The 24,692-nt window shown below is 43.3% G+C and carries 21 protein-coding genes and 3 rRNA genes; 9 read left to right on the plus strand and 15 right to left on the minus strand.

Going from position 1 to position 24,692, the window contains the following annotated elements; genetic code table 11:
- Positions 1–2: 2 nt before the first annotated feature.
- The 4 genes from zwf to ACU6U9_RS12820 all read right to left on the minus strand — a co-directional run bounded on the left by zwf (position 3) and on the right by ACU6U9_RS12820 (position 4,284).
- A complete protein-coding gene (gene zwf / locus ACU6U9_RS12805) occupies positions 3–1,469 on the minus strand; it encodes a glucose-6-phosphate dehydrogenase (protein ID WP_446735868.1) in 1,467 nt (488 codons plus the stop codon).
- A 375-nt stretch (positions 1,470–1,844) separates the two neighbouring features.
- On the minus strand, positions 1,845–2,528 hold the full coding sequence (locus ACU6U9_RS12810; RefSeq protein ID WP_446735429.1) for a hypothetical protein: 684 nt from the start codon (positions 2,526–2,528) through the stop codon (positions 1,845–1,847).
- Positions 2,521–2,985 (minus strand): hypothetical protein, encoded by a 465-nt coding sequence (locus ACU6U9_RS12815; protein ID WP_446735430.1) that lies wholly within the window; start codon positions 2,983–2,985, stop codon positions 2,521–2,523. Before ACU6U9_RS12815 ends, ACU6U9_RS12810 begins: the two co-directional genes overlap by 8 nt.
- 144 nt (positions 2,986–3,129) lie before the next feature.
- Positions 3,130–4,284: a sialidase family protein gene (locus tag ACU6U9_RS12820; protein WP_446735431.1), complete on the minus strand. Its 1,155-nt coding sequence runs from the start codon at positions 4,282–4,284 to the stop codon at positions 3,130–3,132.
- A gap of 273 nt (positions 4,285–4,557) precedes the next feature.
- Between ACU6U9_RS12820 and ACU6U9_RS12825 the strand changes: the two genes are divergently transcribed.
- Positions 4,558–5,406: a MaoC/PaaZ C-terminal domain-containing protein gene (locus tag ACU6U9_RS12825; RefSeq protein WP_446735432.1), complete on the plus strand. Its 849-nt coding sequence runs from the start codon at positions 4,558–4,560 to the stop codon at positions 5,404–5,406.
- Positions 5,407–5,621: 215 nt separating this feature from the next.
- On the opposite strand, the gene rrf is transcribed toward ACU6U9_RS12825, so the two are convergent.
- The 5 genes from rrf to ACU6U9_RS12850 form a co-directional block, all read right to left on the minus strand.
- Positions 5,622–5,737, minus strand: a 5S ribosomal RNA gene (gene rrf / locus ACU6U9_RS12830).
- Between the two features lie 147 nt (positions 5,738–5,884).
- A 23S ribosomal RNA gene (locus ACU6U9_RS12835) occupies positions 5,885–8,772 on the minus strand.
- A 355-nt stretch (positions 8,773–9,127) separates the two neighbouring features.
- A 16S ribosomal RNA gene (locus ACU6U9_RS12840) occupies positions 9,128–10,668 on the minus strand.
- The 16S, 23S and 5S rRNA genes sit together here, the layout of an rRNA operon.
- 621 nt (positions 10,669–11,289) lie before the next feature.
- Entirely contained in the window at positions 11,290–11,991 is a 702-nt protein-coding gene (locus tag ACU6U9_RS12845; RefSeq protein ID WP_446735433.1) for a metallophosphoesterase, read from the minus strand.
- A complete protein-coding gene (locus tag ACU6U9_RS12850) occupies positions 11,978–12,319 on the minus strand; it encodes a hypothetical protein (RefSeq protein WP_446735434.1) in 342 nt (113 codons plus the stop codon). The genes ACU6U9_RS12845 and ACU6U9_RS12850 overlap by 14 nt, the downstream gene beginning before the upstream one ends.
- 162 nt (positions 12,320–12,481) lie before the next feature.
- On the opposite strand from ACU6U9_RS12850, the gene queC reads away from it, so the two are divergent.
- Genes queC through ACU6U9_RS12875 form a run of 5 tightly spaced genes read left to right on the plus strand, consistent with a single transcriptional unit; the run spans position 12,482 to position 17,028 of the window.
- On the plus strand, positions 12,482–13,141 hold the full coding sequence (queC, locus tag ACU6U9_RS12855; protein ID WP_446735435.1) for a 7-cyano-7-deazaguanine synthase QueC: 660 nt from the start codon (positions 12,482–12,484) through the stop codon (positions 13,139–13,141).
- Complete coding sequence (queE, locus tag ACU6U9_RS12860; protein ID WP_446735436.1) at positions 13,142–13,804, plus strand: 7-carboxy-7-deazaguanine synthase; 663 nt, start codon at positions 13,142–13,144, stop codon at positions 13,802–13,804. It abuts the gene before it with no gap.
- Between the two features lie 54 nt (positions 13,805–13,858).
- Positions 13,859–15,799 carry an ATP-binding protein gene (locus ACU6U9_RS12865; protein WP_446735437.1) on the plus strand — a complete coding sequence of 647 codons (1,941 nt, stop codon included), beginning with the start codon at positions 13,859–13,861 and terminating at the stop codon, positions 15,797–15,799.
- Between the two features lie 60 nt (positions 15,800–15,859).
- Positions 15,860–16,660 carry a crotonase/enoyl-CoA hydratase family protein gene (locus tag ACU6U9_RS12870; protein ID WP_446735438.1) on the plus strand — a complete coding sequence of 267 codons (801 nt, stop codon included), beginning with the start codon at positions 15,860–15,862 and terminating at the stop codon, positions 16,658–16,660.
- Complete coding sequence (locus ACU6U9_RS12875; RefSeq protein ID WP_446735439.1) at positions 16,660–17,028, plus strand: hypothetical protein; 369 nt, start codon at positions 16,660–16,662, stop codon at positions 17,026–17,028. Before ACU6U9_RS12870 ends, ACU6U9_RS12875 begins: the two co-directional genes overlap by 1 nt.
- A 49-nt stretch (positions 17,029–17,077) precedes the next feature.
- On the opposite strand, the gene ACU6U9_RS12880 is transcribed toward ACU6U9_RS12875, so the two are convergent.
- The 4 genes from ACU6U9_RS12880 to ACU6U9_RS12895 all read right to left on the minus strand — a co-directional run bounded on the left by ACU6U9_RS12880 (position 17,078) and on the right by ACU6U9_RS12895 (position 21,011).
- Positions 17,078–18,016 (minus strand): hypothetical protein, encoded by a 939-nt coding sequence (locus ACU6U9_RS12880; RefSeq protein WP_446735440.1) that lies wholly within the window; start codon positions 18,014–18,016, stop codon positions 17,078–17,080.
- A 275-nt stretch (positions 18,017–18,291) separates the two neighbouring features.
- The gene (gene pdxH / locus ACU6U9_RS12885; RefSeq protein WP_446735441.1) at positions 18,292–18,936 is read right to left on the minus strand and encodes a pyridoxamine 5'-phosphate oxidase; all 645 of its coding nucleotides are present in this window, start codon (positions 18,934–18,936) and stop codon (positions 18,292–18,294) included.
- Positions 18,937–18,991: 55 nt separating this feature from the next.
- On the minus strand, positions 18,992–19,942 hold the full coding sequence (locus ACU6U9_RS12890; protein WP_446735869.1) for a methyl-accepting chemotaxis protein: 951 nt from the start codon (positions 19,940–19,942) through the stop codon (positions 18,992–18,994).
- A gap of 19 nt (positions 19,943–19,961) precedes the next feature.
- Positions 19,962–21,011, minus strand: coding sequence for a hypothetical protein (locus ACU6U9_RS12895; protein WP_446735442.1), 1,050 nt, complete (start codon positions 21,009–21,011; stop codon positions 19,962–19,964).
- A gap of 106 nt (positions 21,012–21,117) precedes the next feature.
- On the opposite strand from ACU6U9_RS12895, the gene ACU6U9_RS12900 reads away from it, so the two are divergent.
- Entirely contained in the window at positions 21,118–21,927 is an 810-nt protein-coding gene (locus ACU6U9_RS12900; RefSeq protein ID WP_446735443.1) for a TatD family hydrolase, read from the plus strand.
- A gap of 5 nt (positions 21,928–21,932) precedes the next feature.
- Entirely contained in the window at positions 21,933–22,823 is an 891-nt protein-coding gene (locus tag ACU6U9_RS12905; protein WP_446735444.1) for a D-hexose-6-phosphate mutarotase, read from the plus strand.
- 21 nt (positions 22,824–22,844) lie between these two features.
- Here ACU6U9_RS12905 and ACU6U9_RS12910 read toward each other — a convergent pair whose 3' ends face one another.
- Positions 22,845–23,672, minus strand: a complete 828-nt coding sequence (locus tag ACU6U9_RS12910) for an SDR family NAD(P)-dependent oxidoreductase (protein ID WP_446735445.1) — start codon at positions 23,670–23,672, stop codon at positions 22,845–22,847.
- 34 nt (positions 23,673–23,706) lie between these two features.
- A complete protein-coding gene (locus ACU6U9_RS12915) occupies positions 23,707–24,147 on the minus strand; it encodes a hypothetical protein (protein WP_446735446.1) in 441 nt (146 codons plus the stop codon).
- 122 nt (positions 24,148–24,269) lie between these two features.
- On the opposite strand from ACU6U9_RS12915, the gene ACU6U9_RS12920 reads away from it, so the two are divergent.
- On the plus strand, positions 24,270–24,689 hold the full coding sequence (locus ACU6U9_RS12920) for a hypothetical protein (RefSeq protein ID WP_446735447.1): 420 nt from the start codon (positions 24,270–24,272) through the stop codon (positions 24,687–24,689).
- Positions 24,690–24,692 lie beyond the last annotated feature (3 nt).

Here is a 24,692-nt window from a genome sequence, read left to right on the forward strand (position 1 = left end):
GTTTAATTATTCTCCTGCCATAAACGCCCATCTTTTGCTAATAACAACGTAGAAGCCGCAGGGCCCCAACTGCCTGAACTATAAGGTTCGGGGCGTTGATCTGCTTGCTGCCAAAACTGTAAAATTGGATCAGCCCACTGCCAAGCCGTCATCAATTCATCTTCGCGTAAGAACAACGTTGCATTTGCGTTGATAGCATCTGCTAATAAACGCTCATATGCATCCGGCACTCGCTTTTTTTGCCCTGTATTGTTTAGGCTTAACGTCATCGGGCGCACTTGCATGTGGTTGCCGATGCGCTTTTCACACATTTGTAAGCGCACACCTTCATCTGGCTGTAAGCGGAACACTAACTTATTGGCCATGGTTTTTTTGTTTTGCATTTCAAATAAACTATGTGGCACTTCTTTAAACTGTACGACTATTTCACAGGAGCGCTCAGCTAAACGCTTGCCTGTGCGTAAGTAAAAGGGCACACCTGCCCAACGCCAATTATCAATTTCTGCTTTTACCGCCACAAACGTATCCGTGTAAGAATCTTGACTAACACCGGGTTCATCACGGTACCTTGGCACCATTTCGTTACCACTTTCCGTTTGAATTAAACCGGCTTCATACTGACCACGCACCACTTTATCAAGCAGGTCATCTCCTACAATGGGCTTCAATGCTTTTATTACTTTTACTTTCTCATCTCGAACCGCTTCAGGGTCCATACTGGCAGGCGGTTCCATCGCCGTCATACAGAGCAACTGTAATAAATGATTTTGTAGCATGTCACGCAGTGCGCCTGTGCCTTCATAAAAACCAGCTCGTTGCTCAACACCGACTGTTTCTGAAATGGTAATTTGAACATGGTCAATGTAACGCTGGTTCCATTGATGCTCAAAGATAGAATTCGCAAAACGCAGGGCAAGTAAGTTTTGTACGGTTTCCTTGCCTAGGTAGTGATCAATCCGATAAATTTGTGACTCAGGGAAAAACTCAGCCACTCGACGGTTGATAGCCTGCCCACTTTTATAGTCACTCCCGATCGGTTTTTCTAGAACAATAATACTGTTTTCATTGATGATATTTTGAGCAAATAGCTGTTCAGAAATTTCTGGGTATAAACGAGAATGAACGGCACAATAAAAAATGCATCGTTGAGTAGACCCTTGTAACTTTTTAGCAAGCTTGGCGTAACCGGATGCTTTGTCCAAATCCATACCCACATGTCGAATTCGACGACTAAAGCTTTGCCAGACCTTTTGGTCGATATCTGTACCGTACTGGTGCGCAGCCTGCTTTATATGCTCTAAATAGGACTCAAGATTGGTATTACTGCGGGTAACAGCCCAAATACGTCCCTCTTCATGCAAGCGGCCATCTAGGTGAAGGTTATACAGAGCAGGGATCAGTTTTCGTAGGGCTAAATCCCCTGACGCCCCAAACAAAACCAAATCAAATGGTTCTGTTATATCTGGCATTCGCATGGGTTCTCTCCTTTTACTGACAATAATGAACGCACATAAATCTTATACGTATAATATATTTCACTATAGAGTATTTAACGGTATCAGCATGACACACTTGCACTATCTATGCCCAGTACTAGGCAACTTGCACCTTTAGCATCGGTATGCTGCTTGTTTTAACATCGATCATGTCCGTCGTCGCACTCATATTAGCCGCTTTGGTTTAAGTAGCGGTGTTATTCAACAGATAACCAATGACGACCTAAATAGACTAATATCACCCAATACATTATCAAAGAAATGTAGATATTGGATATTTAATCCATAACGAAACAGACATAAAAAAAGCCGCAATAGCGGCTTTTTTTATGTCTAATCTAAACTTACTCAAATCGTTTCTTTATCAAATAATGCCTTATTGAAAGGTAGCGATATATTCAATAAAAAAACAAATACTGCGGCACTCTCAAATAGCTCACTTGAGCGTGACACATCTTTTATTAAGACCTCAGCCACAATAGCCACTGTAAACCACGCAATCACTTGATGGTAATGCGCAATGGGAACCCCCATGTAATCACAAAAACGTTTAAACCCAGCAGAACGGCGATAGGCAAACGTGAAAACCAGTAAATAAGTAAGCAGCGACAAGCCCAAAACAGCGCTAAAAATAATCTTATTAACCTTTTTACCTTCGACCACTAAGTTATGAAGATTCGTTTCCTGTTGAGCATTATTTTGTTTAAACCATTCGGAGCTTTCTACATTAAAAATTCTTTGCCCCCAAGAAATTTCTTCGCCAGCACCAAAAAAACAGACCAAAGCCAAAAAAGCCCACACAGCAATAAAACTCGCATTTTTTTGTTTACGTAACGTCGCAACACGGTACAAACAAACACAGCAAGACAATAACAACCCAACAACTGTTAGCCATTCAATTGGCCCATCTTCCTTAGCTAACACACGGGTAAAGTATTCAGGCGCTGTGATTGCATAGTAACTACCGATAGCCAACATCAATAAAATTAATGGATAAACGACTTTCTCGATTTTATGCAATTGACTAAACATGTTTGACACCTGTTGTTTTAACTCGATTAACGAAATGAGTGCAACCTTGAATACATAGACTCGCACTGCAGATTATCACCGCGATTGGATCCACTAAATAGACCCAAAGGTTCTGACTTTCATATACTTGAAATCCATTTGCTAATACAGCCAATGTAATCACAACCGCTATATGCTGAAACCCGAAAGACCAAGCAAGTAAGCCCGTCACGCTTATTCCGATTAGAAGATAAGTATATAAATAATTGCTCGGGTAACCCATAGTAAACGGATCAAACTGTGTCATACCCATACTCATTGGATACAACAGTATTGCAATCATTAACACAAACCAATTGAGTGATACTTGAACTTTTTTTGATTCAGGCCGTACCACATTCCATAAATACAAAACGCAAATGGTAATAGTGGCCATACTTAAATCAGACACATAACCACGCACAAATTCAATTAACAACCAATACCCAAATGGGAAGTACCAGGAGCACTGCGGCTAATACATAAGCAATTGGCCAAAAACGCCCCCAACGCTTAACTTGAAATACAGAAAACAAAAGCGCCATAAAAAAAATCGCACAAGCAAAAAATGAGAATAAACCTGTCATAGTAAAGACTCCAACCAAGTTTGGTTCACATGAATATGCTTAAACATTTCTCTATTCCATGTATAAAAAATATGGAAGTCACTTCCTGATTGAGTAACCCAAGGGTAGGCATAGCGGCCTTCATCTGCTTTTAGTTTTTCAGGGTTTTCAAAATAAAACGTTGTTTCCCAGGTTTGGCCTTTATCAAAGGAAACCGCTAACGCTAAATTATTTCGCGTTAGCTCTGTTTCGCGTGTTTTATCATTAAAAATCATCCAACTGCGTTTTTTTGTATCGATGAAAGCAAAAACTGCAGAGTTGGGGTTATCGACTTGCGTGGCTTGATATTCACTCCAGCTCACACCGGCATCTAATGAAACAGCGCGCTGTACTTTCTCAATATCATGACTCATATCGCGCATCATACTAACAGCGGTTTTATCATCGTAAATCATTAAGCTTGGTTGGATCGTATGATCACCACTTGTCATACGGTAGCTGTCGATGACATTTGCGTTTAAGTCTACTCGCACAAGATGTGAGAAAGCACCTAACAACTCATGATAAGCCGTGATGCCGATCGAGCCATCCGCATAAGTGATCACATCATTTTTTATCAGCGTACTAATATTTAAAAAAGGTGTTAATACTAATCGTTTAGACGGATGCCAGGTTTGGCCATCATCATGAGACAGGCTCATATTAATTTGGCTTGTTGCCCAACCCGCCATAGAAACGGAAACATAAAACAGCACCGTTACCCCACTTGGATGGCGATATAAAACAGGGTTACCCACTTTTTTGATATAGCGATTTAAATCGTCAGATGACTGGTAGCGAGTAAGAATACTGCGGGGTTCTGACCATGCTTGGTCATGAGCATTAAATACAGAGCTGTAAATCTCAACATCCGTATGGCCTTCTCTTGTGCCACCATACCAAGCGGCTAACAAGTTACCGTTATTTAAGGCAACGGTTGTCATACTGTGCATACTCTGTGCAGATTGAGCACCTACATCAAAGCGCTGAAACATTGGCGTTTGATTAACGGGTGTTACAACGGCTTTTTGCACAAAGAAATCGCTTTCTTTAAAGCTAGGCAAGCTATAAGAAAGAACAACACCGATTATCAGTAAAATCGGCACAGAAAATTTAATTAGATATTTTGTCACAGACACCTCTTCAACAAGCGGGTCATTATCTAAGGGTTAGCTATAAGCTGCAAGAACATAGTCTTAAAAAAAGCGAACGTTAGACCTATATTCACTACAAGTTCACTAAGGTGAGTTTAAGCATTGAAACGATGCTCATATAGAGTAAATAAGTGACATAAGCGATGCATAATTAAAAGTGCTAGTATCCCAACAACTAAATAATCATAAATAAGGCACACCACGACAGACATCCAACTAAGCTATGATGAAAAACCCGGCTTAGCCCTAGCCATGGTAAAAGCCCTGCTATTGCCCCGTAAAGGTTTTAACCCAGAAACGGGGTTGCCTGACATTCGTGGCAGCTGGCTTGCCGCTAAAGCAGACTCTACAGCCTTAAGAAACTACCATGAAGTCCTAAGCCTCACTCAAGGTGAGTACTTACCTATTCTATATCCCCATGTTTTGGCCGGCGGCCTGCACATGAATATGCTTACTCACAAACTATTTCCTTTTGGTTTATTAGGCGCTGTGCACTTAAAAAATCGCATCACCCAACATAGCCCAATTAAGAATACTCAGGTCTTAGATATTCACAGCGCAATGGGCGAATTTCGCTTACTGCCAAAAGGCCTAGAGTTTGATTTCAGTACCCATGTAATAGTGGAAGGTGAAACCTTATGGGAAGAAGTCAGTACGTATTTTATGGCCGGTAAATTTGGCGGTAAAGAAAACCCAAGCGAACAGAGTAGCTTTGAACTTTCGACGCTAGAAGACACGAACGAAGAGGCAAACTGGTTAGTACCTAAAAACAGGGGGAAAAAATACGCTCAGATTTCCGGTGACTACAACCCCATTCATATGTCCGCTACGCTAGCCAAACTATTTGGCCTAAAACGTGACATTGCTCATGGCTTTGGCATTGTCGCAGAAGCTATTGAAGCGTCAGGCACCCTAGCTAGCATTAAAAGTCGACAATCAAACCATGAAAAAATTCAAATTGATGTCGTATTTAAGGGCCCTGTCTTTTTAGAAAGCCAAGCCATCCTCAGACAAAATAAACATCAAGATGAAAACCGCTTTGACATCTATTGCTCTGACAATCCAAAACCTAGTATTTGCTGTGCCGTAACCGCGCTTTAATTTTAGGATTATTCAACAACATGAAGAGATGTGTCACGGACGATGCATTTCTAACCACAGGTAAGACGGGGTCGATTGAATAGAGAATAAGGCAAGGACGCAGTGAGTATAACGATAATAATGAATCTAATAATTCAGTAACGTCAGTGTGAAGGACTTTCAGACAGGCAAAAAAAATCCCCGATGCGCAAGCATCAGGGATTTTAGTGTTTAAAGCTTGACGATGACCTACTCTCACATGGGGAGACCCCACACTACCATCGGCGATGCATCGTTTCACTACTGAGTTCGGGAAGGGATCAGGTGGTTCCAACGCTCTATTGTCGTCAAGCAAACTGGTTCGGATAGACGTTTGTTCAAACGGCTTTCCAAATGCTTTGGATAAATTTTCTTCGTTCTTTGTTTTAAACACGTTGTAGCAATCAAGTTGTGCGATCTTAATATCGTACTGAAGTTTTTAGATCAGTTTTGGCGTTATATAGTCAAGCCTCACGGGCAATTAGTACTGGTTAGCTCAACGCCTCACAACGCTTCCACACCCAGCCTATCAACGTTGTAGTCTTCAACGGCCCTACAGAACACTCGAAGTGTTAGTGAGATCTCATCTTGAAAGGGGCTTCCCGCTTAGATGCTTTCAGCGGTTATCCTGTCCGAACATAGCTACCCGGCAATGCCATTGGCATGACAACCGGAACACCAGAGGTTCGTTCACTCCGGTCCTCTCGTACTAGGAGCAACTTTTCTCAAATCTCAAACGCCCACGGCAGATAGGGACCGAACTGTCTCACGACGTTCTAAACCCAGCTCGCGTACCACTTTAAATGGCGAACAGCCATACCCTTGGGACCGGCTTCAGCCCCAGGATGTGATGAGCCGACATCGAGGTGCCAAACACCGCCGTCGATGTGAACTCTTGGGCGGTATCAGCCTGTTATCCCCGGAGTACCTTTTATCCGTTGAGCGATGGCCCTTCCATACAGAACCACCGGATCACTATGACCTACTTTCGTACCTGCTCGACGTGTCTGTCTCGCAGTTAAGCTGGCTTGTGCCATTACACTAACCGCATGATTTCCGACCATGCTTAGCCAACCTTCGTGCTCCTCCGTTACTCTTTGGGAGGAGACCGCCCCAGTCAAACTACCCACCACACAGTGTCCTCGATCCAGATAATGGACCTGAGTTAGAACCTCAATATTACCAGGCTGGTATTTCAAGATTGGCTCCACGCAATCTAGCGATCACGCTTCAAAGCCTCCCAGCTATCCTACACAAGTAATATCAAAGTCCACTGTGAAGCTATAGTAAAGGTTCACGGGGTCTTTCCGTCTAGCCGCGGGTACGCAGCATCTTCACTGCGATTTCAATTTCACTGAGTCTCGGGTGGAGACAGTGTGGCCGTCGTTACGCCATTCGTGCAGGTCGGAACTTACCCGACAAGGAATTTCGCTACCTTAGGACCGTTATAGTTACGGCCGCCGTTTACCGGGGCTTCGATCAAGAGCTTCGCCGAAGCTAACCCCATCAATTAACCTTCCGGCACCGGGCAGGCGTCACACCCTATACGTCCACTTTCGTGTTTGCAGAGTGCTGTGTTTTTAATAAACAGTCGCAGCCACCTAGTATCTTCGACCCCGAACCGCTCACAGAGCAAGTCTGATCACAGTCCAGGGCGTACCTTCTCCCGAAGTTACGGTACCATTTTGCCTAGTTCCTTCACCCGAGTTCTCTCAAGCGCCTTGGTATTCTCTACCTGACCACCTGTGTCGGTTTAGAGTACGGTTCGTAATTACCTGAAGCTTAGAGGCTTTTCTTGGAAGCATGGCATCATCGACTTCGGAATCCGTGGATTCACCGTCATCAGTTCTCAGCCTTAAGAATGTCCGGATTTGCCTAAACATTCAGCCTACAACCTTAAACCAGGACAACCAACGCCTGGCTCGATTAGCCTTCTCCGTCCCCCCATCGCAGTAATTACAAGTACGGGAATATTAACCCGTTTCCCATCGACTACGCTTCTCAGCCTCGCCTTAGGGGCCGACTAACCCTGCCCTGATTAGCATTGGACAGGAACCCTTAGTCTTCCGGCGGGGGAGGTTTTTCACCCCCCTTATCGTTACTCATGTCAGCATTCGCACTTGTGATACCTCCAGCAAACTTCTCAGTTCACCTTCGACGGCTTACACAACGCTCCTCTACCGCTCATCATTCGATGAACCCGTAGCTTCGGTGTATGGTTTGAGCCCCGTTAAATCTTCCGCGCAGGCCGACTCGACTAGTGAGCTATTACGCTTTCTTTAAAGGATGGCTGCTTCTAAGCCAACCTCCTAGCTGTCTGGGCCTTCCCACATCGTTTCCCACTTAACCATAACTTTGGGACCTTAGCTGACGGTCTGGGTTGTTTCCCTTTTCACTACGGACGTTAGCACCCGCAGTGTGTCTGCCACGCTGTACTCCACGGTATTCGGAGTTTGCAAAGGGTTGGTAAGTCGGGATGACCCCCTAGCCTTAACAGTGCTCTACCCCCGTGGGTAATACGTGACGCTCTACCTAAATAGATTTCGAGGAGAACCAGCTATCTCCCGGCTTGATTAGCCTTTCACTCCGATCCACAAGTCATCCCCTGGCTTTTCAACGACAGTGGGTTCGGTCCTCCAGTTGATGTTACTCAACCTTCAACCTGCTCATGGATAGATCGCCGGGTTTCGGGTCTATTGCCAGCAACTAAACGCCCTATTAAGACTCGGTTTCCCTACGGCTCCCCTAAACGGTTAACCTTGCTACTGACAATAAGTCGCTGACCCATTATACAAAAGGTACGCAGTCACAGAACAAGTCTGCTCCCACTGCTTGTACGTACACGGTTTCAGGTTCTATTTCACTCCCCTCACCGGGGTTCTTTTCGCCTTTCCCTCACGGTACTGGTTCACTATCGGTCAACTAGGAGTATTTAGCCTTGGAGGATGGTCCCCCCATATTCAGTCAGGATATCACGTGTCCCGACCTACTCGATTTCACTACATATAAGATTTCAGATACGGGGCTATCACCCACTATGGCGGCACTTTCCAGGGCCTTCTCTTATCTACAATGCAGCTTAAGGGCTACTCCCCGTTCGCTCGCCGCTACTAAGGGAATCTCATTTGATTTCTTTTCCTATAGGTACTTAGATGTTTCAGTTCCCTACGTTTGCCTCTTTAACCTATGTATTCAGTTAAAGATACTGCCGGAGCAGTGGGTTTCCCCATTCAGAGATCTACGGGTCAAAGGTTGTTTGCCACCTCACCGTAGCTTATCGCAGGCTACAACGTCTTTCATCGCCTCTAGTTGCCAAGGCATCCACCGTGTACGCTTAGTCGCTTGACTATATAACCCAAAACTTTCTCAATCCCCTTTTGATAAAGAAATCGAAAATTTAAGATCATCAAACAACATTACGATATATTTTTAAGTGTTTTCGCACTTGATAAGAACTTTCGTTCTCCGGATCGCGCTTGATTGTTACTTTGGTGTTTTCATCATTCATTCGGCTAGGAAGAACAATGAGAACGTTTCAATCATTAATCCTAAATCAGCAAGCTGACTCAGTTTTAATTCTTGAGAGAAAATTTATCCGTATTTTTAAAGAGAGCAAAACAAAACCTCAAATACCAATTAAGGCATTCAAGATTTCATTCAAACAATTCGTGTGAGCACTTAACCGAGAGCGGATGTTATCGTTTAAGGAGGTGATCCAGCCCCAGGTTCCCCTAGGGCTACCTTGTTACGACTTCACCCCAGTCATGAATCACTCCGTGGTAAACGCCCTCCCCGAAGGGTTAAGCTATCTACTTCTGGAGCAACCCACTCCCATGGTGTGACGGGCGGTGTGTACAAGGCCCGGGAACGTATTCACCGTGACATTCTGATTCACGATTACTAGCGATTCCGACTTCACGGAGTCGAGTTGCAGACTCCGATCCGGACTACGACCAGCTTTCTGGGATTAGCTCCACCTCGCGGCTTGGCAACCCTTTGTACTGGCCATTGTAGCACGTGTGTAGCCCTACTCGTAAGGGCCATGATGACTTGACGTCGTCCCCGCCTTCCTCCGGTTTGTCACCGGCAGTCTCCTTAGAGTTCTCAACTTAATGTTAGTAACTAAGGACAAGGGTTGCGCTCGTTACGGGACTTAACCCAACATTTCACAACACGAGCTGACGACAGCCATGCAGCACCTGTCTCACAGTTCCCGAAGGCACCAATTGATCTCTCAAAAGTTCTGTGGATGTCAAGAGTAGGTAAGGTTCTTCGCGTTGCTTCGAATTAAACCACATGCTCCACCGCTTGTGCGGGCCCCCGTCAATTCATTTGAGTTTTAATCTTGCGACCGTACTCCCCAGGCGGTCTACTTAGTGCGTTAGCTGCGCCACTAAAGTCTCAAGGACCCCAACGGCTAGTAGACATCGTTTACGGCGTGGACTACCAGGGTATCTAATCCTGTTTGCTACCCACGCTTTCGTACCTCAGTGTCAGTATTGGTCCAGTGAGTCGCCTTCGCCACTGATGTTCCTTCCCATCTCTACGCATTTCACCGCTACACAGGAAATTCCACTCACCTCTACCATACTCTAGTTCGCCAGTTTTGAATGCAGTTCCAAGGTTGAGCCCTGGGCTTTCACATCCAACTTAACAAACCACCTACGTACGCTTTACGCCCAGTAATTCCGATTAACGCTTGCACCCTCCGTATTACCGCGGCTGCTGGCACGGAGTTAGCCGGTGCTTCTTCTGTCGGTAACGTCACACTTGTAGCGTATTAAGCTACAAGCTTTCCTCCCGACTGAAAGTGCTTTACAACCCTAGAGCCTTCTTCACACACGCGGCATGGCTGCATCAGGCTTGCGCCCATTGTGCAATATTCCCCACTGCTGCCTCCCGTAGGAGTCTGGACCGTGTCTCAGTTCCAGTGTGGCTGATCATCCTCTCAGACCAGCTAGAGATCGTCGCCTTGGTGAGCCATTACCTCACCAACTAGCTAATCTCACGCAGGCCCATCTAATAGCGCAAGGTCCGAAGATCCCCTGCTTTCCCCCGTAGGGCGTATCCGGTATTAATCCAAATTTCTCTGGGCTATCCCAAACTATTAGGTAGGTTCCTACGCGTTACTCACCCGTCCGCCGCTCGACGCCTGATAGCAAGCTATCTTCGTTTCCGCTCGACTTGCATGTGTTAAGCCTGCCGCCAGCGTTCAATCTGAGCCATGATCAAACTCTTCAGTTTAAAAATTTTACATCCTAAGATGTGCTCAAGTATTAAATACTACTGTTAAATAAATTTGACAGTGTAAATACTTACTTGAAAAGTCTTTTGCTTCCTAAGAAGCTGTACATCTCGACTCTCGGTAAGTACCCACACGAATTGTCTGAATTCGTTTTTAAAGATCGTGACCGTCGCTCGGACTGGCCATTTCTTATCTGCTTTTCTAGCTGGGCTAGTGCAGTGCTTCTCTCGAAGCGAGGCGCGTATTCTACAGAACCGCATCTCTATGTCAACCTTAATTTGTAATTTTGTTTTTAAAAACAAGACCTTAAATCAAGGCGCTTAACTTAATTCCCGAAGGACTTAACTCAAGCGAGGCGCGCATTCTACAGTGATAATCACTTGCGTCAACCTCTTTTTGAAAGTTTGTTTCAAGTTGTTTTAAAAACCCTTTGAAACTGTTTTTCTCTTTCAAAATCAACAATTTAGTTTCGATTAAGTAATCGGCTTGCCTTGTCGAGGTGGCGCATTCTACGCATGTGAGCTTTTCTGTCAACGCTATTTTGTAATTAAACTGAAATGAGCTGAATGAACGCTAATAAGGATGGAATCACAGGGAATAAGCTCCCTGTGGCTTAAGGACTACTTCTGTTTAGTTACTTCATACGCCTTAACGAAGCTGCCGCCATCATCAACTGTCCAGGACTGCACGATCATTTGCCCTTCTTTTAACTCTATCCAAAAGAAGCCTTTCGTATCATCTTGCTGCCAATAGGTGTCATTGCGATCAGGGTTAGTAAAAGAACGGCTCTTCGCACCGCCACCTGAAACAATAAACTCTGTCTTGCCGCAACGATTAATGGGCTTCAAGTACTGTAAGTCATGATCATGACCTGTAATGAGTAAATCAACCTTGCCACAGACGTTCTTTTCTAAGAAGTCTTTCCACACGATTCCTAATAAAGGCACACCATCTGAGATACCGGCATTACTGTGTCGACCATTTGAGATAAGCGGGTGATGAGCAAATGCAATTTTCCATTGGCCAAACGAGTTGGCTAATGCTTCATTCATCCACTTAGCTTGCTTCTTTTTATAAGGCTCTTGCCAGTATTCAATATTGATATCGGATAAAGCGGCTAGAGGGTTTGAGTCTAGTGAATAAAAGTCCACCAGCGGTGTAGAGGCATTTAATGGCGCGGTAAATTGATAGTAACGTGCAGGCATGGTCCATTTGTCACTGAAGCGATCGTCTTTATAGGTATAGTCAACCTGATGCTCCCCTTTAAAGTTATCTAACCCTTCGCCATCGAAGTGAGAGTTGTCGTGATTACCTAATGTCATAAAAACAGGGGAAGTCTAGATTCTCATATGGCTTTTCAAACTTGCTCATCCACTGTTCGTCTTCCGTGCTATCGACGCCCGAGTCATAAATGTTATCTCCCAGACCTAGTGCAAAGTCACATCCTTGCTGCGCGCAAACACTTTCTACTGCCGCGGATACCTGATACTGGCCCTGTTTACCCGTCCCCATATCGCCAATCGCTATAAATTGAACACGACTATTGGGTGCAGGGACTGGGTCTGGGATTTCAACCGGTGGTTTAGACATGGCGGTGGCTTGGGTTGCCATTACAGTAGTTAGGCCAATTGTTGTTATTATTTTTTTCATTGTTACTCTTCTGGTAAATACACGTGGTGGGACAGTACAATATTAATGTATGACAATTCCATGAACTTTATATGCCCCTGAGATGATATTCCTAGGTTAATCCAGCCATGTTTTCCTCTAAGCTGTTTTGCTATACTCGCAACAAAATTTAAGGGCTTTATTATGAGCAAACCAAAGGCAGTTGTGATTTACAGTGGCGGGATGGACTCGTTCACGTTATTAAACCGTGTGATTAAGGATGGGTATGATGTTTATGCATTAACCTTTAACTACGGACAAAAGCATGTAAAAGAAGTAGAAGTCGCTAGTACTGTTTGTACGTTACTAAATGTACCTCATAAGATTTTAGACATATCCCCTATTAACCAGCTGATGCAAAGCTCTTCATTGGTTGGCAGTATTGAAGTGCCTGAGGGGCATTACGAAGCTGACAATATGAAAAGCACCATGGTGCCTAATCGCAATATGATTTTGCTATCACTGGCGATTGGTTATGCGGTGGATATCGAAGCGAGCAAAGTCTATTACGGCGCCCACGCAGGCGACCATGCTATTTATCCTGACTGTCGCCCTCAATTTGTTCATGCAATGAATGATGTTGCTAAAATTGCCAACTATGAGCCTATCTCAATTGAAACGCCTTACTTGAACTCATCTAAAGGTGAGATTTTAAAAGATGGCTTAAGTATGAACCTTACCTATGAAAACACTTGGACCTGCTACAACGGTCGCGAAAAGGCGTGTGGCAAATGTGGCGCATGCGTGGAGCGCTTAGAAGCATTTGCTGACAATGACGCCACCGACCCTGTTGAATACGAATAAATGAAAGCGGCATCATTCAGAATTAAAGAAGCGTTTTACACATTGCAAGGCGAGGGCGCGCGGGCCGGGCGCGCATCTGTCTTTATTCGTTTTAGTAAATGTAATTTGTGGAACGGTAAAGAAAGCGGCCGAGCCTCAGCTGTTTGCCAATTCTGCGATACCGATATTACCGGTATCGATGGTGAGAATGGCGGCGTTTACACTCAAGCACAGTTAATGCAATTGGCGCTCGATTTATGGCCCAACGATAAGCTTGGTAAACCCTACGTTGTGTTCACGGGCGGTGAGCCCGCGCTACAGCTGACAGAAAACCTTATTAGCGAATTCCAACGCAATGACTTTGAGTGTGCAGTGGAGAGCAACGGCACCCTTGCCCTCCCTTCAAATCTAGATTGGGTATGCATCAGCCCAAAAGGTAAAAGTAAGGTTATCATTGACCGTTGTGACGAATTAAAACTGGTGTTTCCACAAGAGGATTTAAAACCAGAAGAGGTTAGCAATATTCAAGCTGATTATTACTACTTATCACCTATGGCAGATTATGGCATTGAAAACAGCGGTATGATCGTTCGTGAGAACATGCTATCCGCTACACAATACTGCCTAGATAACCCAATTTGGCGCATGTCTCTACAAACCCACAAATTGCTTGGAATTGCCTAAGCAGCACCGCAATTAATGTCTATGCTTTAACTAGGTCACTGATGAAACCTAGTTATGGTTCCTATCCCATTTATAAAATACGCCATTGTATTTATGAACCGCTTGAGCTTTGTCAAAAAGTTCATAGTGGTCAGTATTCTATTTAGCATCCCTCTGCTTATTCTTGGCCAAGCGTTATTCAACGAGATCAGCGAGAACATCAATACAACCAAGGCAGAGCGAGAAGGTATAGTGCTGCTACAAAAAAGCTATGAGCTTTTATTTGCAGCCACCGCTTATCGTGATGTCCAATTAGTTGCCCGAGCTAACAGCAGTGAAGACCTTAAACAGCGCATTGTTAATCGAGCCTTAATGGTTGAACAAACACTTGTCGAATTTGAAAATGCGATAAAGGGTTTATCTAATAGCGGCCTACCAGAACAGCTCAATATATTACACTCCACTTGGGAGCGTTTTAAAGTGGGCTCAGCCGGTGCGGCCGGTGGCCCTAATATACAGTTCCAATACTATGATTCACTTGTTAACAATGTTGAGCTCATGGTAAATGTGGTCACTTATGACCGAAAACTTATTCATGACCCTTCGCTCAAAACCTTCCTATTAATTAATATCATGATAAAAGACATACCGTCTGTGATCAGAAGCCTTGGGAAAGCACGGGCTTACGGTGCCTACTCTTTAAGCTTAGCGGCATTAGACTATGAAACCTTTAAGACGCTGGATAAAATTTATGACGAGCTTATTGCTAACCAAACATTAATTGAACAAAGCTTAAAATATGCATTGGACTTAAATAATCAACAACAAGACTTAAAGAGAGTGGCAAAAGACTTATTTAATGGCATAAGCATTGGCTCTAATTTCTTTTACCTCAATTTAATCGAAAAAGATTTTATTGATTTACAGTGGGATGAATATTTTGATTCTATGTCTGAATCATTCGCTAGTATTCACGACGTCATTAACATCATTTTGCCTGCAATTGACCAGCAACTTAAACAAAGAATCGAAAAACAATATCACAAGCTCTATGTTTTTCTTTTCAGCACTATTTTGCTATCGGTTATTATTTTTTATTTATACAGTGCGGTATATTTTTCTATACGCAGTCACCTTTCAAAATTTGCGAAAAAAGCAAGCCAAGTGGCCGCTGGTGATTTAACGGTCAAAATGGACATTGAATCGAAAGATGAGCTGTCAGAGCTGTACGCCGCATTTAATAATATGCTGACCCAACTAAGAGAACACCAAGATAAACTCATGCAAGCGGAAAAAATGGCATCACTGGGCAGTATGATTGCAGGGGTTGCCCATGAGATGAACACGCCGATGGGCATTATTAAAACCGCTTCTAGTCAAGTTCAAGAAGGCATGCTGAGCATTGGCGAAAAATTTAATCGTAATTCGATTACCAAAAACGATTTTGAATATTACTTACATGATTCACAAGAGTTTATGCAATTAATTGAGCTCAATACCGAGCGCTGTATCTCGCTTATCTCTACCTTTAAGCAGCTTAATATTTATCAAAAAAATGATATTAGGGAAAAAGTCGAGCTATCCAATTTGTTGTATGCGGTTCCTACTATTTTCAAGCAGGACAGCTCTCACATTAAAATCAAGGTAAGCAACCCTCCTTCCATTAGAGCATCCGTAGATCCAGAGCTATTAACCCTTGTCATTGGGAATTTAATTAATAATGCCTACACTCATGGTTTTACAGGCCGGTCTTGCGGTGTCATTAATGTTATCGCAACGGAATCAGAATCGGGGGTTTGCATTGAAGTCAATGATGATGGCGAAGGCATTGATCAAGAGACACTTGGAAAAGTATTCGAACCTTTTTTCACCACAAAAAGAAGCAAGGGTAATATAGGGCTTGGTTTACACATTGTGTATGTCGTCGTCACGCAAGCATTAAAAGGTGAGGTTAAAATAAGTAATCAAGAAAAAGGCGGTACAAAAGTAGAGATGTGTTTCAAACATGCTAAATAATCACAAGCCTGTTGATAAATTCTAGCACTCGGGTCACTATAAAATAAAAGTAGGTAGCCCATGTCTCAGCCCATTTTACTCGATATACAAGAACACATTGCCATTCTCACGCTAAACCAGCCTGAATTACGTAATTCTATTTCTGAAATTGAAGTCGTCGATGCTTTCATCGAACAACTGGATATTGTGAGCAATAACGACCAGTTACGCTGTTTAATTATTACGGGGGCTGGATCGGCATTTTCAAGTGGCGGCAATATTAAACATATGCAGAACAAAGAAGGCATGTTTGCTGGCGAGGCCAATGATGTGCGCGAAAACTATGGCAAAGTGATTCAGCGAATCCCCCTTGCTCTGCATAATATCAATATTCCAACGATTGCCGCTGTTAACGGCCCTGCGGTTGGCGCGGGCTGTGATTTGGCCATGTATTGCGATATGCGCATTGCCAGCACCAATGCTCGCTTTGCCGAAAGCTTTATAAAAGTAGGCATTATTCCTGGGGATGGCGGCGCTTGGATATTACCCCGCATTGCCGGTTATGGCCGTGCCGCAGAAATGGCCTTCACTGGCGAGGCCATCAGTGCAGAACAAGCTTATGAATGGGGCATGCTAAATAAGCTGGTTGAACCAGACGATTTAATGACCCAAGCAATGGCACTTGCACACCGCATTGCGGTTAACCCGCCACAAGCATTAAGAGCGACAAAACAACTCATGCGCGCAGGCACAACAATGCCATTGGACACATTGTTACAAATGAGCGCGGCCATTCAAGCCAACTTGCATCAAACACAGGATCATATTGAAGCGGTATCTGCTTTAATAGAAAGAAGACCTGCTAATTTTAAAGGGAAGTAATGAACATTCGACTGGCTGCACTCATCATCCCTTTTTGTCTTATGTTACTAAGTTGCGACAGTGGCTTAGGGCAAAGCGACATGAAAGGTGTTTTCTCAACGGAACACGGCGAGTGCGTAAAAGAAGGTGATGTGGGGTTAACCATCTACAAAGACGATGTGCATATCGACTTTTACTGTTTTTTAGATAAGTGTAATGACATGGAAGGCCCTATTGAAAAAGGAGGTCACTTCTATATCAGCGATAGCAAGGGCCACTATATCCAAGGCCAGCTTATGAGCGAAAAAGCAAAAGGGTCTTGGTATGCCACCATTAATCAAAATAAGTGCTCTGGCACTTGGTTTGCGGTTCGAAAAACAGTGGAATAAAGTCCAATAAAATGGGTGGAAAAACACCCATTTATCAACGTTTTAACCTTTATTCGCTTACCTTCACCCTGACCGATCTAATATCAATAAAGGCATCTTCTGTGCTTTCTTCACCTATTTCATCCTGCAACCCTGTAGAAGCATCTAACCCTTGTGTGTAATCACATTCGTTAGGATAACAGTCATAGCGTGTGCCTTTATCGTTAGACCAATGATACGCCTTCACAAAAAACGGCGTACCTGCTGAAATAGTCGAAAGCAGTGGATGTTTGTATCGAGCCCCCGTAAAGGTTAGAACATCTTCTTGCTGGCTTACTGATACCGTATTAACTACAACTGAAGCATTATCCTTATGTCTTAAAAATAAGACCGATGGTAAATCCACAACATTAATGAGCGACTCCTGACTATCGGCTTTCTTAAAGTGATGTAGGGTAAACGCTATATCCCCTTTATCTTGTTTGCCTGAAGCATTTACATCAAACCATGCACTAATTTCAAATTCACCGCGGTTATCTTCTGTGCTTGCCTTATTGATTGTTATTGCAGTAGTTAGATTCACAAATTCAATTTCGACACTGATGGTGCCTATTTGATTGTCTGACCCACAAAGATTATTAAAAGTACTGGCTAATACATCGGTTTTTTTCAAAACGGCACGCGTTTGCTGGCTTGTTAACTCAATACGATCACTTTGAGGCTGCGAATAATTAAATACGCCTTTGTAACCCACTAGGTTTAACTCGAGTGTTTTATTAGCCGTAGAAAAAGGTTGCTTGACCACGTTGTAGCAATCCTCGGTGGCGCTGTGAACATATTGCTGCATTTGATCAGTTTGAAACAACACATAACTCTTTAAATCGTCTTGGATCTGCCAAACGCCATCAAGTTTAGGCACTTCTCGGCTGTCCTTGGAGTCACTGCTACTATTATCAATACACCCTGCTAATGAACAAACAAGAGCTAATAATCCGATACTTTTTTGCATATACGTCTCTCACGGCTGAATGAAGCAATCTGCCTGACAAAGCAAAGCTGTTCATTTAACGAGCAATTCTAATAAAATAGCTGTGGATTCTAATCTATATGAATGATTTAAACTACGAAATAAAATGGAGGATATTGGCTTGTCGTTTTGTGTCCAGCTGCGCCTTTATGAGCTAATCGTCCATAGTGAGGGCCAAACATCAAAAGCGTCAGATAAAAGGCCGATACGCTCGGCCTTTTTAGTCACTTAACTCATTGAATAATGCACATTAAGTATTAAGGCTGAACTCGCTCGATCACCCACTGCCCTTCGGCGTTTTGTTTATACACAAACCGATCATGTAATCGGTTTACACGACCCTGCCAAAACTCAATTGAAACAGGCTTCACTTTATAACCGCCCCAAAAATCAGGTAACGGAATATCACCGCTTGAGAATTTATTTTTCATTTGCACAAACGCTTGCTCAAGTAACTTACGGGTCGCAACCGTTTTACTTTGGTGGCTGGCCCAAGCGGCTAATTGACTATCACGAGGCCGGGACAAAAAGTATTGTGCGTTTTCAGCAACCGATAGTTTATGTGCTTCACCACGAATGATCACCTGACGCTCTAACGATAACCAGCCAAAATGTAAGCTGATCTTATTGTTATCTGCAATGTGCAGCGCTTTGTTACTTTTTAAGTTCGTGAAAAACGTAAAGCCCGTATCGTCATATTTTTTCAATAACACAATACGTTGGCTTGGCATGCCATCACTATCAACCGTGGCAACATTCATTGCGGTGGGGTCGGTGAATAAATCAGACTCTATTGCTTGTCCTAACCAATGCTTAAACTGCTCCACCGGGTTTTCATGCAAGTCTTTTAGGTGCAACTGCTCTGTGCCGTATTGGCGACGAATATCTGCAATGTCTTTCATACTCAGTGCTCAGCTTGTAACGTAGCAACAGTATAACGATAAACGGGTTTAGACTTTAAACTTTTTTCACTGTGTCATCGAGTTCTAAACTGCCTGAGCCCACTTGCCCTGCAACAGATGCCACATAATTCGCCTTTTCAACCAAGTCAGAAGACGCATTATCAACATCTTGAATATTCTGCGCAATTTCCTCAGCGGCACTCGCTTGTTGGTCCCCTGCTGAAGCCACTTGTAAAATCAAATCACTCACTAGGTTTACTGAACTTTCTATCTCGGCTAATGCTTCACCAGTTTGAATCGCTTCTGATTCACCTGAGTCTGCTTGCCCGCAGGCACTCTCCATGGCGGCTACCGCTTGTTCAGCAACCGATTGCAGGTTTGAGATCGTGGTTTCAATTTCATTGGTGGATTCTTGGGTTCGGTTTGCGAGTGTTCTTACTTCATCGGCCACCACCGCAAAACCTCGACCTTGCTCCCCTGCTCGCGCGGCTTCAATGGCTGCATTTAATGCCAGTAAATTAGTTTGTTCTGCGATGGCTTTAATCACATCAATAACGGTGCTAATTGACGCGGCTTGTTGAGCTAAATGACTGATTTCTTCGCCTGCCTTACGAATGCTCTCTGCAAGTTCACGAATAATATTCGCTGACGCTTTAGAACGAGCAGCGCCTCCGCTGGATTTCTCTTTAGCTGCCGTGGTTTCTTTCGATGCATTTTCACAGTGTGACGCCACTTCTTTTGCGGTTGCGGCTAATTGCGTTGCCGCTGTCACAATAACGGCCACTTTATGCTTTTGGCTTTGCCCTAACGAATTAACATCGTTTGATACCGCTTGTAATTCTGTTGAGGAGTTTGTCAATCCTTGCGAGTTGTCCCTCACTTGGCTGACTACTTTGCGAATCTGCTGAAATGCATTATTCAAAGAATGCACCGTCAAACCGAGTTCGTCTTTGCTTAGACTCTTAAATTCACAACTTAAATTCCCTTCTTCTAAGCATTTGGCCATATCTTGTGTAATGTGAATATTACTGTCTAACGATTGTTTTAAAGCAATAAACAAATAAACCGCCTAACAACACCAAAACAGCAAAAACACCTAAAGCCAAGGCAAGGTCGAGGTTAATTTCGTCATGATATTCGCCAATACGTACTGAATAAGCGCTTAATGAAGCATCATAAAGCACCGCCATTTTTGTAATGGCATCAGTGCCGGCTTTAAAATATTCATCACCTGAAATTTGAGGCTGGTCAGGATCAATTAATTTTTCTTTACTCAAGCGCTTAAATGCCTCAACAGCACTTTTGGCTTGATTGAATGGCGTTTGCAATAATTGTGCGACGTGATCATTATCATTTTTGATATAACGATAATCATCTTCGACTTTCTTCCATATCTGCGAGATGGAATCGTACAACGTACTCACGGCAATAAACGACTGCGGTGAAAAGCTGCCACTGGTTGCCACCGCTGCCCCACGCCCTCTTAAACGCCCCAAGTATTCCTGAACTGCGGGCACATCAAACGCAACTATTTGCATCAGCATGTAAGTATCGATGTGGGTATCCAATAACAATTGGCTTTCACCTGTAACCAAATCAATCAAATGGCCCACATCCGCAACCCACTGATTATGGGCGACAAAACTGGCTTCTATACCCAGTACCTTTAATTTAGGCGACAATATATCTGGCCAGGATGATTGTATTTTCTTAAATGCACGTGAAACATCATCAGAAAACGCCATGGATGCTAAACCGACTTCTACCACCGTCATAGCTTGGGTCATATCTGATTCTAACGACTGCACGCCCGAACGTGCGGCTTCGTTACCTGCAAGCCACTGTGCCGACGTCCCTCGGTGCTTGGCGGCAATAATCCTCAAAGGGTGAATAGCCGACACGATATTCATACCTTGAAGCTGGTTTTCATTCGCCATCATCATTTGAGACTTATCGCTATAGATCACTAATGCGCTATATATAAGTGGCAACGTTAAGACGACCAGAATAAGCTGGAATTTTCTAGCAAAAGGTAGGGAGTTTAATAACCTGATCCCTGGCTCAAATAGATTCATATTTACCTCACAATTAGCGCATATTGAGAGTATAGACGGCATTTCTTACTTGGCAGCTCTATTGATAACCGTACAATAGCGTCACACCCACTTTTGATTGTTAAATATGAGTAAGCGCAATAAACGTGACATTCCCGTTTTTGAACACCCAATTATCGAAACCCACTGTCATCTTGATTACTTGAAAGAAAATCCGCTGAATATCACCCTTGCCAATGCCAAATCAGCGGGTATTGAGAAAATCATCACGATAGCGGTATCACCGGACAACCTAGATACTGTCATGGCGCTCACACAAGAAAGCGACATGTTATGGGGCACTCAGGGGGTTCACCCCCATGATGCGGAGAAATATACACAAGCCACAGGCGACAAAATCCGCAAACAAGCACTCAATGAGCGGATAGTGGCCATTGGTGAAATTGGCCTCGATTACTTTTATGACAACGCCGACCGTGATATTCAACGCCAAGTGTTTCATGATCAGTTACAGATTGCGGCCGATTTAGACTTACCCGTTGTGATTCATAGCCGAGAAGCCGACGATGACACCATTGAGATATTGCAACGCTTTGAAAGTAGCTTAAAGCGTAAAGGCGTTATACACAGCTTTACCTCTGGACCAGAGCTTGCTCAATACGCGATCGATCAAGGTTTTTGCCTGGGCTTTAATGGCATTTGTACCTTTAATACCGCCGAAAATGTGCGTGATATCATTCGCATGACCCCACTTGAGAACATTATCCTTGAGACAGACGCGCCTTATTTAACCCCTGTACCTTATCGTGGCAAAGAAAACGCGTCTTGCTACCTACCCTTTGTAGCTGAAAAAGTCGCTGACGTAAAAAATGTCGATATCAATCTATTTTTACCGATTGTCCACGCTAACAGCCAAGCTTTATTTTTCCCTGAGTAATGTTTATGACACCGCTAACCCACAGTGCTTTTTGCAAACGTGTCACCATTGATGAATTAGAATGCCTGCATATTGAGCATCCGCATTTTTTTGCAGAAATTTGCTTGCAAGGCGCGCAGCTAACCCAGTTCAATCACACCTCATTAGGTGAGTTTGTTTGGTTAAGCCCAACTGCACAATACAAAAAAGGGCAAAGTTTACGTGGCGGTGTGCCTATTTGCTGGCCCTGGTTTGGGGTGTTGAACAAAAACCCTGACAGCATTGCACAAGCGGTGATTAGTGAAAAAAATGCACATGGTTTTGCTCGCACACAAACATGGGCACTGCATGATATTAAAGAAAGCGCACACGGGGTTCGCATTGAGCTGATTCTAAAAGCCAGTCTAAATACACTTGCTATTTGGCCGTTCCCATTTGAATTACGTTGTGTCTTTCATTTTGGTGATGAACTTAATATTGAACTAACCACCTATAATACAGGCGAACGCACCTTTACCTTTAGCCAAGCGCTGCATACGTATTTAGGTATTAATAATCACATTGAGGATGTTCGTATTGCCGGCGCGCATAAACACAATTATGTGGATGCTTTAGGTCATTGGCAAACCAAACAACAAGAAAACCATATTCAAATCAAACAAGAAGTAGACCGTATTTATTTAGGATCGATTGAATATCAATTATTTGATGGCAAACACACGTTAAACCTCAAGAGCAATAGCGCTTCAAGTGTGGTGTGGAACCCTTGGATAAAAAAGAGTCAAACGTTGAGCCAGTTTCCACATAATGCATATAAAGAAATGTTATGCATTGAAAATGGCAATATCTTAGATGACGTAGTGACCCTGAGACAAAATGAGCATCATAAGCTCACTATGACACTCACAAAAAACTGATGCGTTAGCAAAGCGTTTAAATTATTCATAATTTAAACGCTTTGCTAACCACTGAGTTAACCGTATGTAATGGATCCCCAGTAATCGATATAACACATGAATGGCATGGGCATCCCAACCCACCATGATGCGTGATTTATTTTTCTTCATTCCGGCCACAATAATATTGGCGGCTTTTCTTGGCGTGGTTTGAGCCAGCTTATCGAAGCTAGCGGCGAGCTCGATGACATTTTCATCGTCACTCACCCGTGCATTACGTACAATGTCTGTCGAAATCCCACCAGGGTGTACGCAACTGACCGCAATATGTTTATGGTTCATACCCATTTCTTGTTTTAGTGCTTCGGTATATCCGCGTACGGCAAACTTAGCTGCGTTATAACTGCTCTGCCTTGGTATCGCAATCATGCCAAACACACTACTAATATTCACAATGTGGGCGTCACTGGCTTGCTTTAAATAAGGTAAGAATGCTTCACAACCATTTATGACACCCCAAAAGTTAATATTCATGAGCCACTCAAAGTCCTCTCGCTTTGTTTCACCCACTGCACTTGATAACGCAACACCTGCGTTATTAATGGCGATATTAATTTCACCAAATTCTGAATAAATATTTGCCGCATAATCAACCATGGCTTGTCGATTAGAGACATCCAGTATTTGAATATGCACAAGTGCATTTGGTTTTTGTGCAAGTATCTGTTGCTTGGTTTCTTTTAAACCCGCTAAATTAATATCGGATAACGCCAATAAACAATCGTGATCTGCAAGCTCGATAGCCAAAGCACGGCCAATCCCAGAACCAGAGCCAGTCACAACCGCAACTTTTTTAAACAAGGACTTCATTTAACTACCTTTTAACGATTTTTAGCGAACTTCATTACTCAATTAAATCACTTGCCAACTGAGACAAACCTGCTTTTAACTTGAATAGCCGTTTTTCAACATTATGACCATCAAGATCAAGCCAAACACTGGCTGCATCTAAACTGTGAAATGCCATAACGGTATTATCACTTCCCCAAAATTGTTCACTGTAGTCACTGGCAATATCCCATGTATTTGGATTAATCAACAACGCTACTTTTTTAAACGTGTATTTTTGGCGAGCTAAGATATGTTGACTGAAAATTTTAACCCCAGTTTGATCCACCTTAAATAAAGCGTCTCGGCAATCAACTAAAACCATAGAACATTTCTGAATTAAACTATCTTCGCTTTGCTGCAATTCGTGCTTTAGTAATTCGTCAAGCGTAATCACACCGCTCCAATACTCAAGCACGACGGCACCTTGATTAAATACGCCGTAATCATTTGCCATAATCGACTCCCGTAAAGTATTCAAAATATACTAAGCCGATTAACAGAAACATCGGGGAAATAAGCCAACTTTACCAAATTATCAGTTACAATGGTGCTATCTTCTGATTAAGCGAACACAACATGAGTAAAGGTGCTGATAAACATCAAGGGCGATTAAACGAGCTAAATTATTTTGGCAAAGATCTCGCTCGTCGTTGTAAAAGTCATTGTGAACTGTGCGACAACCATGGTGTAAAACTGTTTATACATGAAGTTCCGCCTGTGCATAAGCAACCAGAACTGGAGCATTGCATTTTTATTTGTGAAGCCTGCCAATCACAAATCAGCAAACCCAAAACACTGGATGCAAACAATTGGCATTGCCTGCATACAAGCATTTGGAGTGAAGTACCTGCGGTACAAATCATGGCCGTTTTAGTTGCTAAGACATTAGCGCCTAAGACAGACTACGCAGCAGAATTATTGGATCAAATCTATTTAGACGAAAGCCAGCAAGAGTGGCTGGCCGATGCAGAAGCCGATCTGCTCAAGAAAAAGTAAAGC

Source organism: Pseudomonas sp. HK3, from assembly GCF_052920985.1.

Coding starts and splice junctions, on each gene's coding strand:
- ACU6U9_RS12915 (WP_446735446.1), bottom strand. CDS start 24,147: ATGGCAAATGATTACGGCGTATTTAATCAAGGTGCCGTCGTGCTTGAG.
- pdxH (WP_446735441.1), bottom strand. CDS start 18,936: ATGAAAGACATTGCAGATATTCGTCGCCAATACGGCACAGAGCAGTTG.
- queC (WP_446735435.1), top strand. CDS start 12,482: ATGAGCAAACCAAAGGCAGTTGTGATTTACAGTGGCGGGATGGACTCG.
- ACU6U9_RS12900 (WP_446735443.1), top strand. CDS start 21,118: ATGAGTAAGCGCAATAAACGTGACATTCCCGTTTTTGAACACCCAATT.
- ACU6U9_RS12910 (WP_446735445.1), bottom strand. CDS start 23,672: ATGAAGTCCTTGTTTAAAAAAGTTGCGGTTGTGACTGGCTCTGGTTCT.
- zwf (WP_446735868.1), bottom strand. CDS start 1,469: ATGCCAGATATAACAGAACCATTTGATTTGGTTTTGTTTGGGGCGTCA.
- ACU6U9_RS12810 (WP_446735429.1), bottom strand. CDS start 2,528: ATGTTTAGTCAATTGCATAAAATCGAGAAAGTCGTTTATCCATTAATT.
- ACU6U9_RS12865 (WP_446735437.1), top strand. CDS start 13,859: ATGGTTCCTATCCCATTTATAAAATACGCCATTGTATTTATGAACCGC.
- ACU6U9_RS12875 (WP_446735439.1), top strand. CDS start 16,660: ATGAACATTCGACTGGCTGCACTCATCATCCCTTTTTGTCTTATGTTA.
- ACU6U9_RS12880 (WP_446735440.1), bottom strand. CDS start 18,016: ATGCAAAAAAGTATCGGATTATTAGCTCTTGTTTGTTCATTAGCAGGG.
- ACU6U9_RS12845 (WP_446735433.1), bottom strand. CDS start 11,991: ATGACATTAGGTAATCACGACAACTCTCACTTCGATGGCGAAGGGTTA.
- queE (WP_446735436.1), top strand. CDS start 13,142: ATGAAAGCGGCATCATTCAGAATTAAAGAAGCGTTTTACACATTGCAA.
- ACU6U9_RS12825 (WP_446735432.1), top strand. CDS start 4,558: ATGGTAAAAGCCCTGCTATTGCCCCGTAAAGGTTTTAACCCAGAAACG.
- ACU6U9_RS12895 (WP_446735442.1), bottom strand. CDS start 21,011: ATGAATCTATTTGAGCCAGGGATCAGGTTATTAAACTCCCTACCTTTT.
- ACU6U9_RS12890 (WP_446735869.1), bottom strand. CDS start 19,942: ATGGCCAAATGCTTAGAAGAAGGGAATTTAAGTTGTGAATTTAAGAGT.
- ACU6U9_RS12870 (WP_446735438.1), top strand. CDS start 15,860: ATGTCTCAGCCCATTTTACTCGATATACAAGAACACATTGCCATTCTC.
- ACU6U9_RS12905 (WP_446735444.1), top strand. CDS start 21,933: ATGACACCGCTAACCCACAGTGCTTTTTGCAAACGTGTCACCATTGAT.
- ACU6U9_RS12920 (WP_446735447.1), top strand. CDS start 24,270: ATGAGTAAAGGTGCTGATAAACATCAAGGGCGATTAAACGAGCTAAAT.
- ACU6U9_RS12850 (WP_446735434.1), bottom strand. CDS start 12,319: ATGAAAAAAATAATAACAACAATTGGCCTAACTACTGTAATGGCAACC.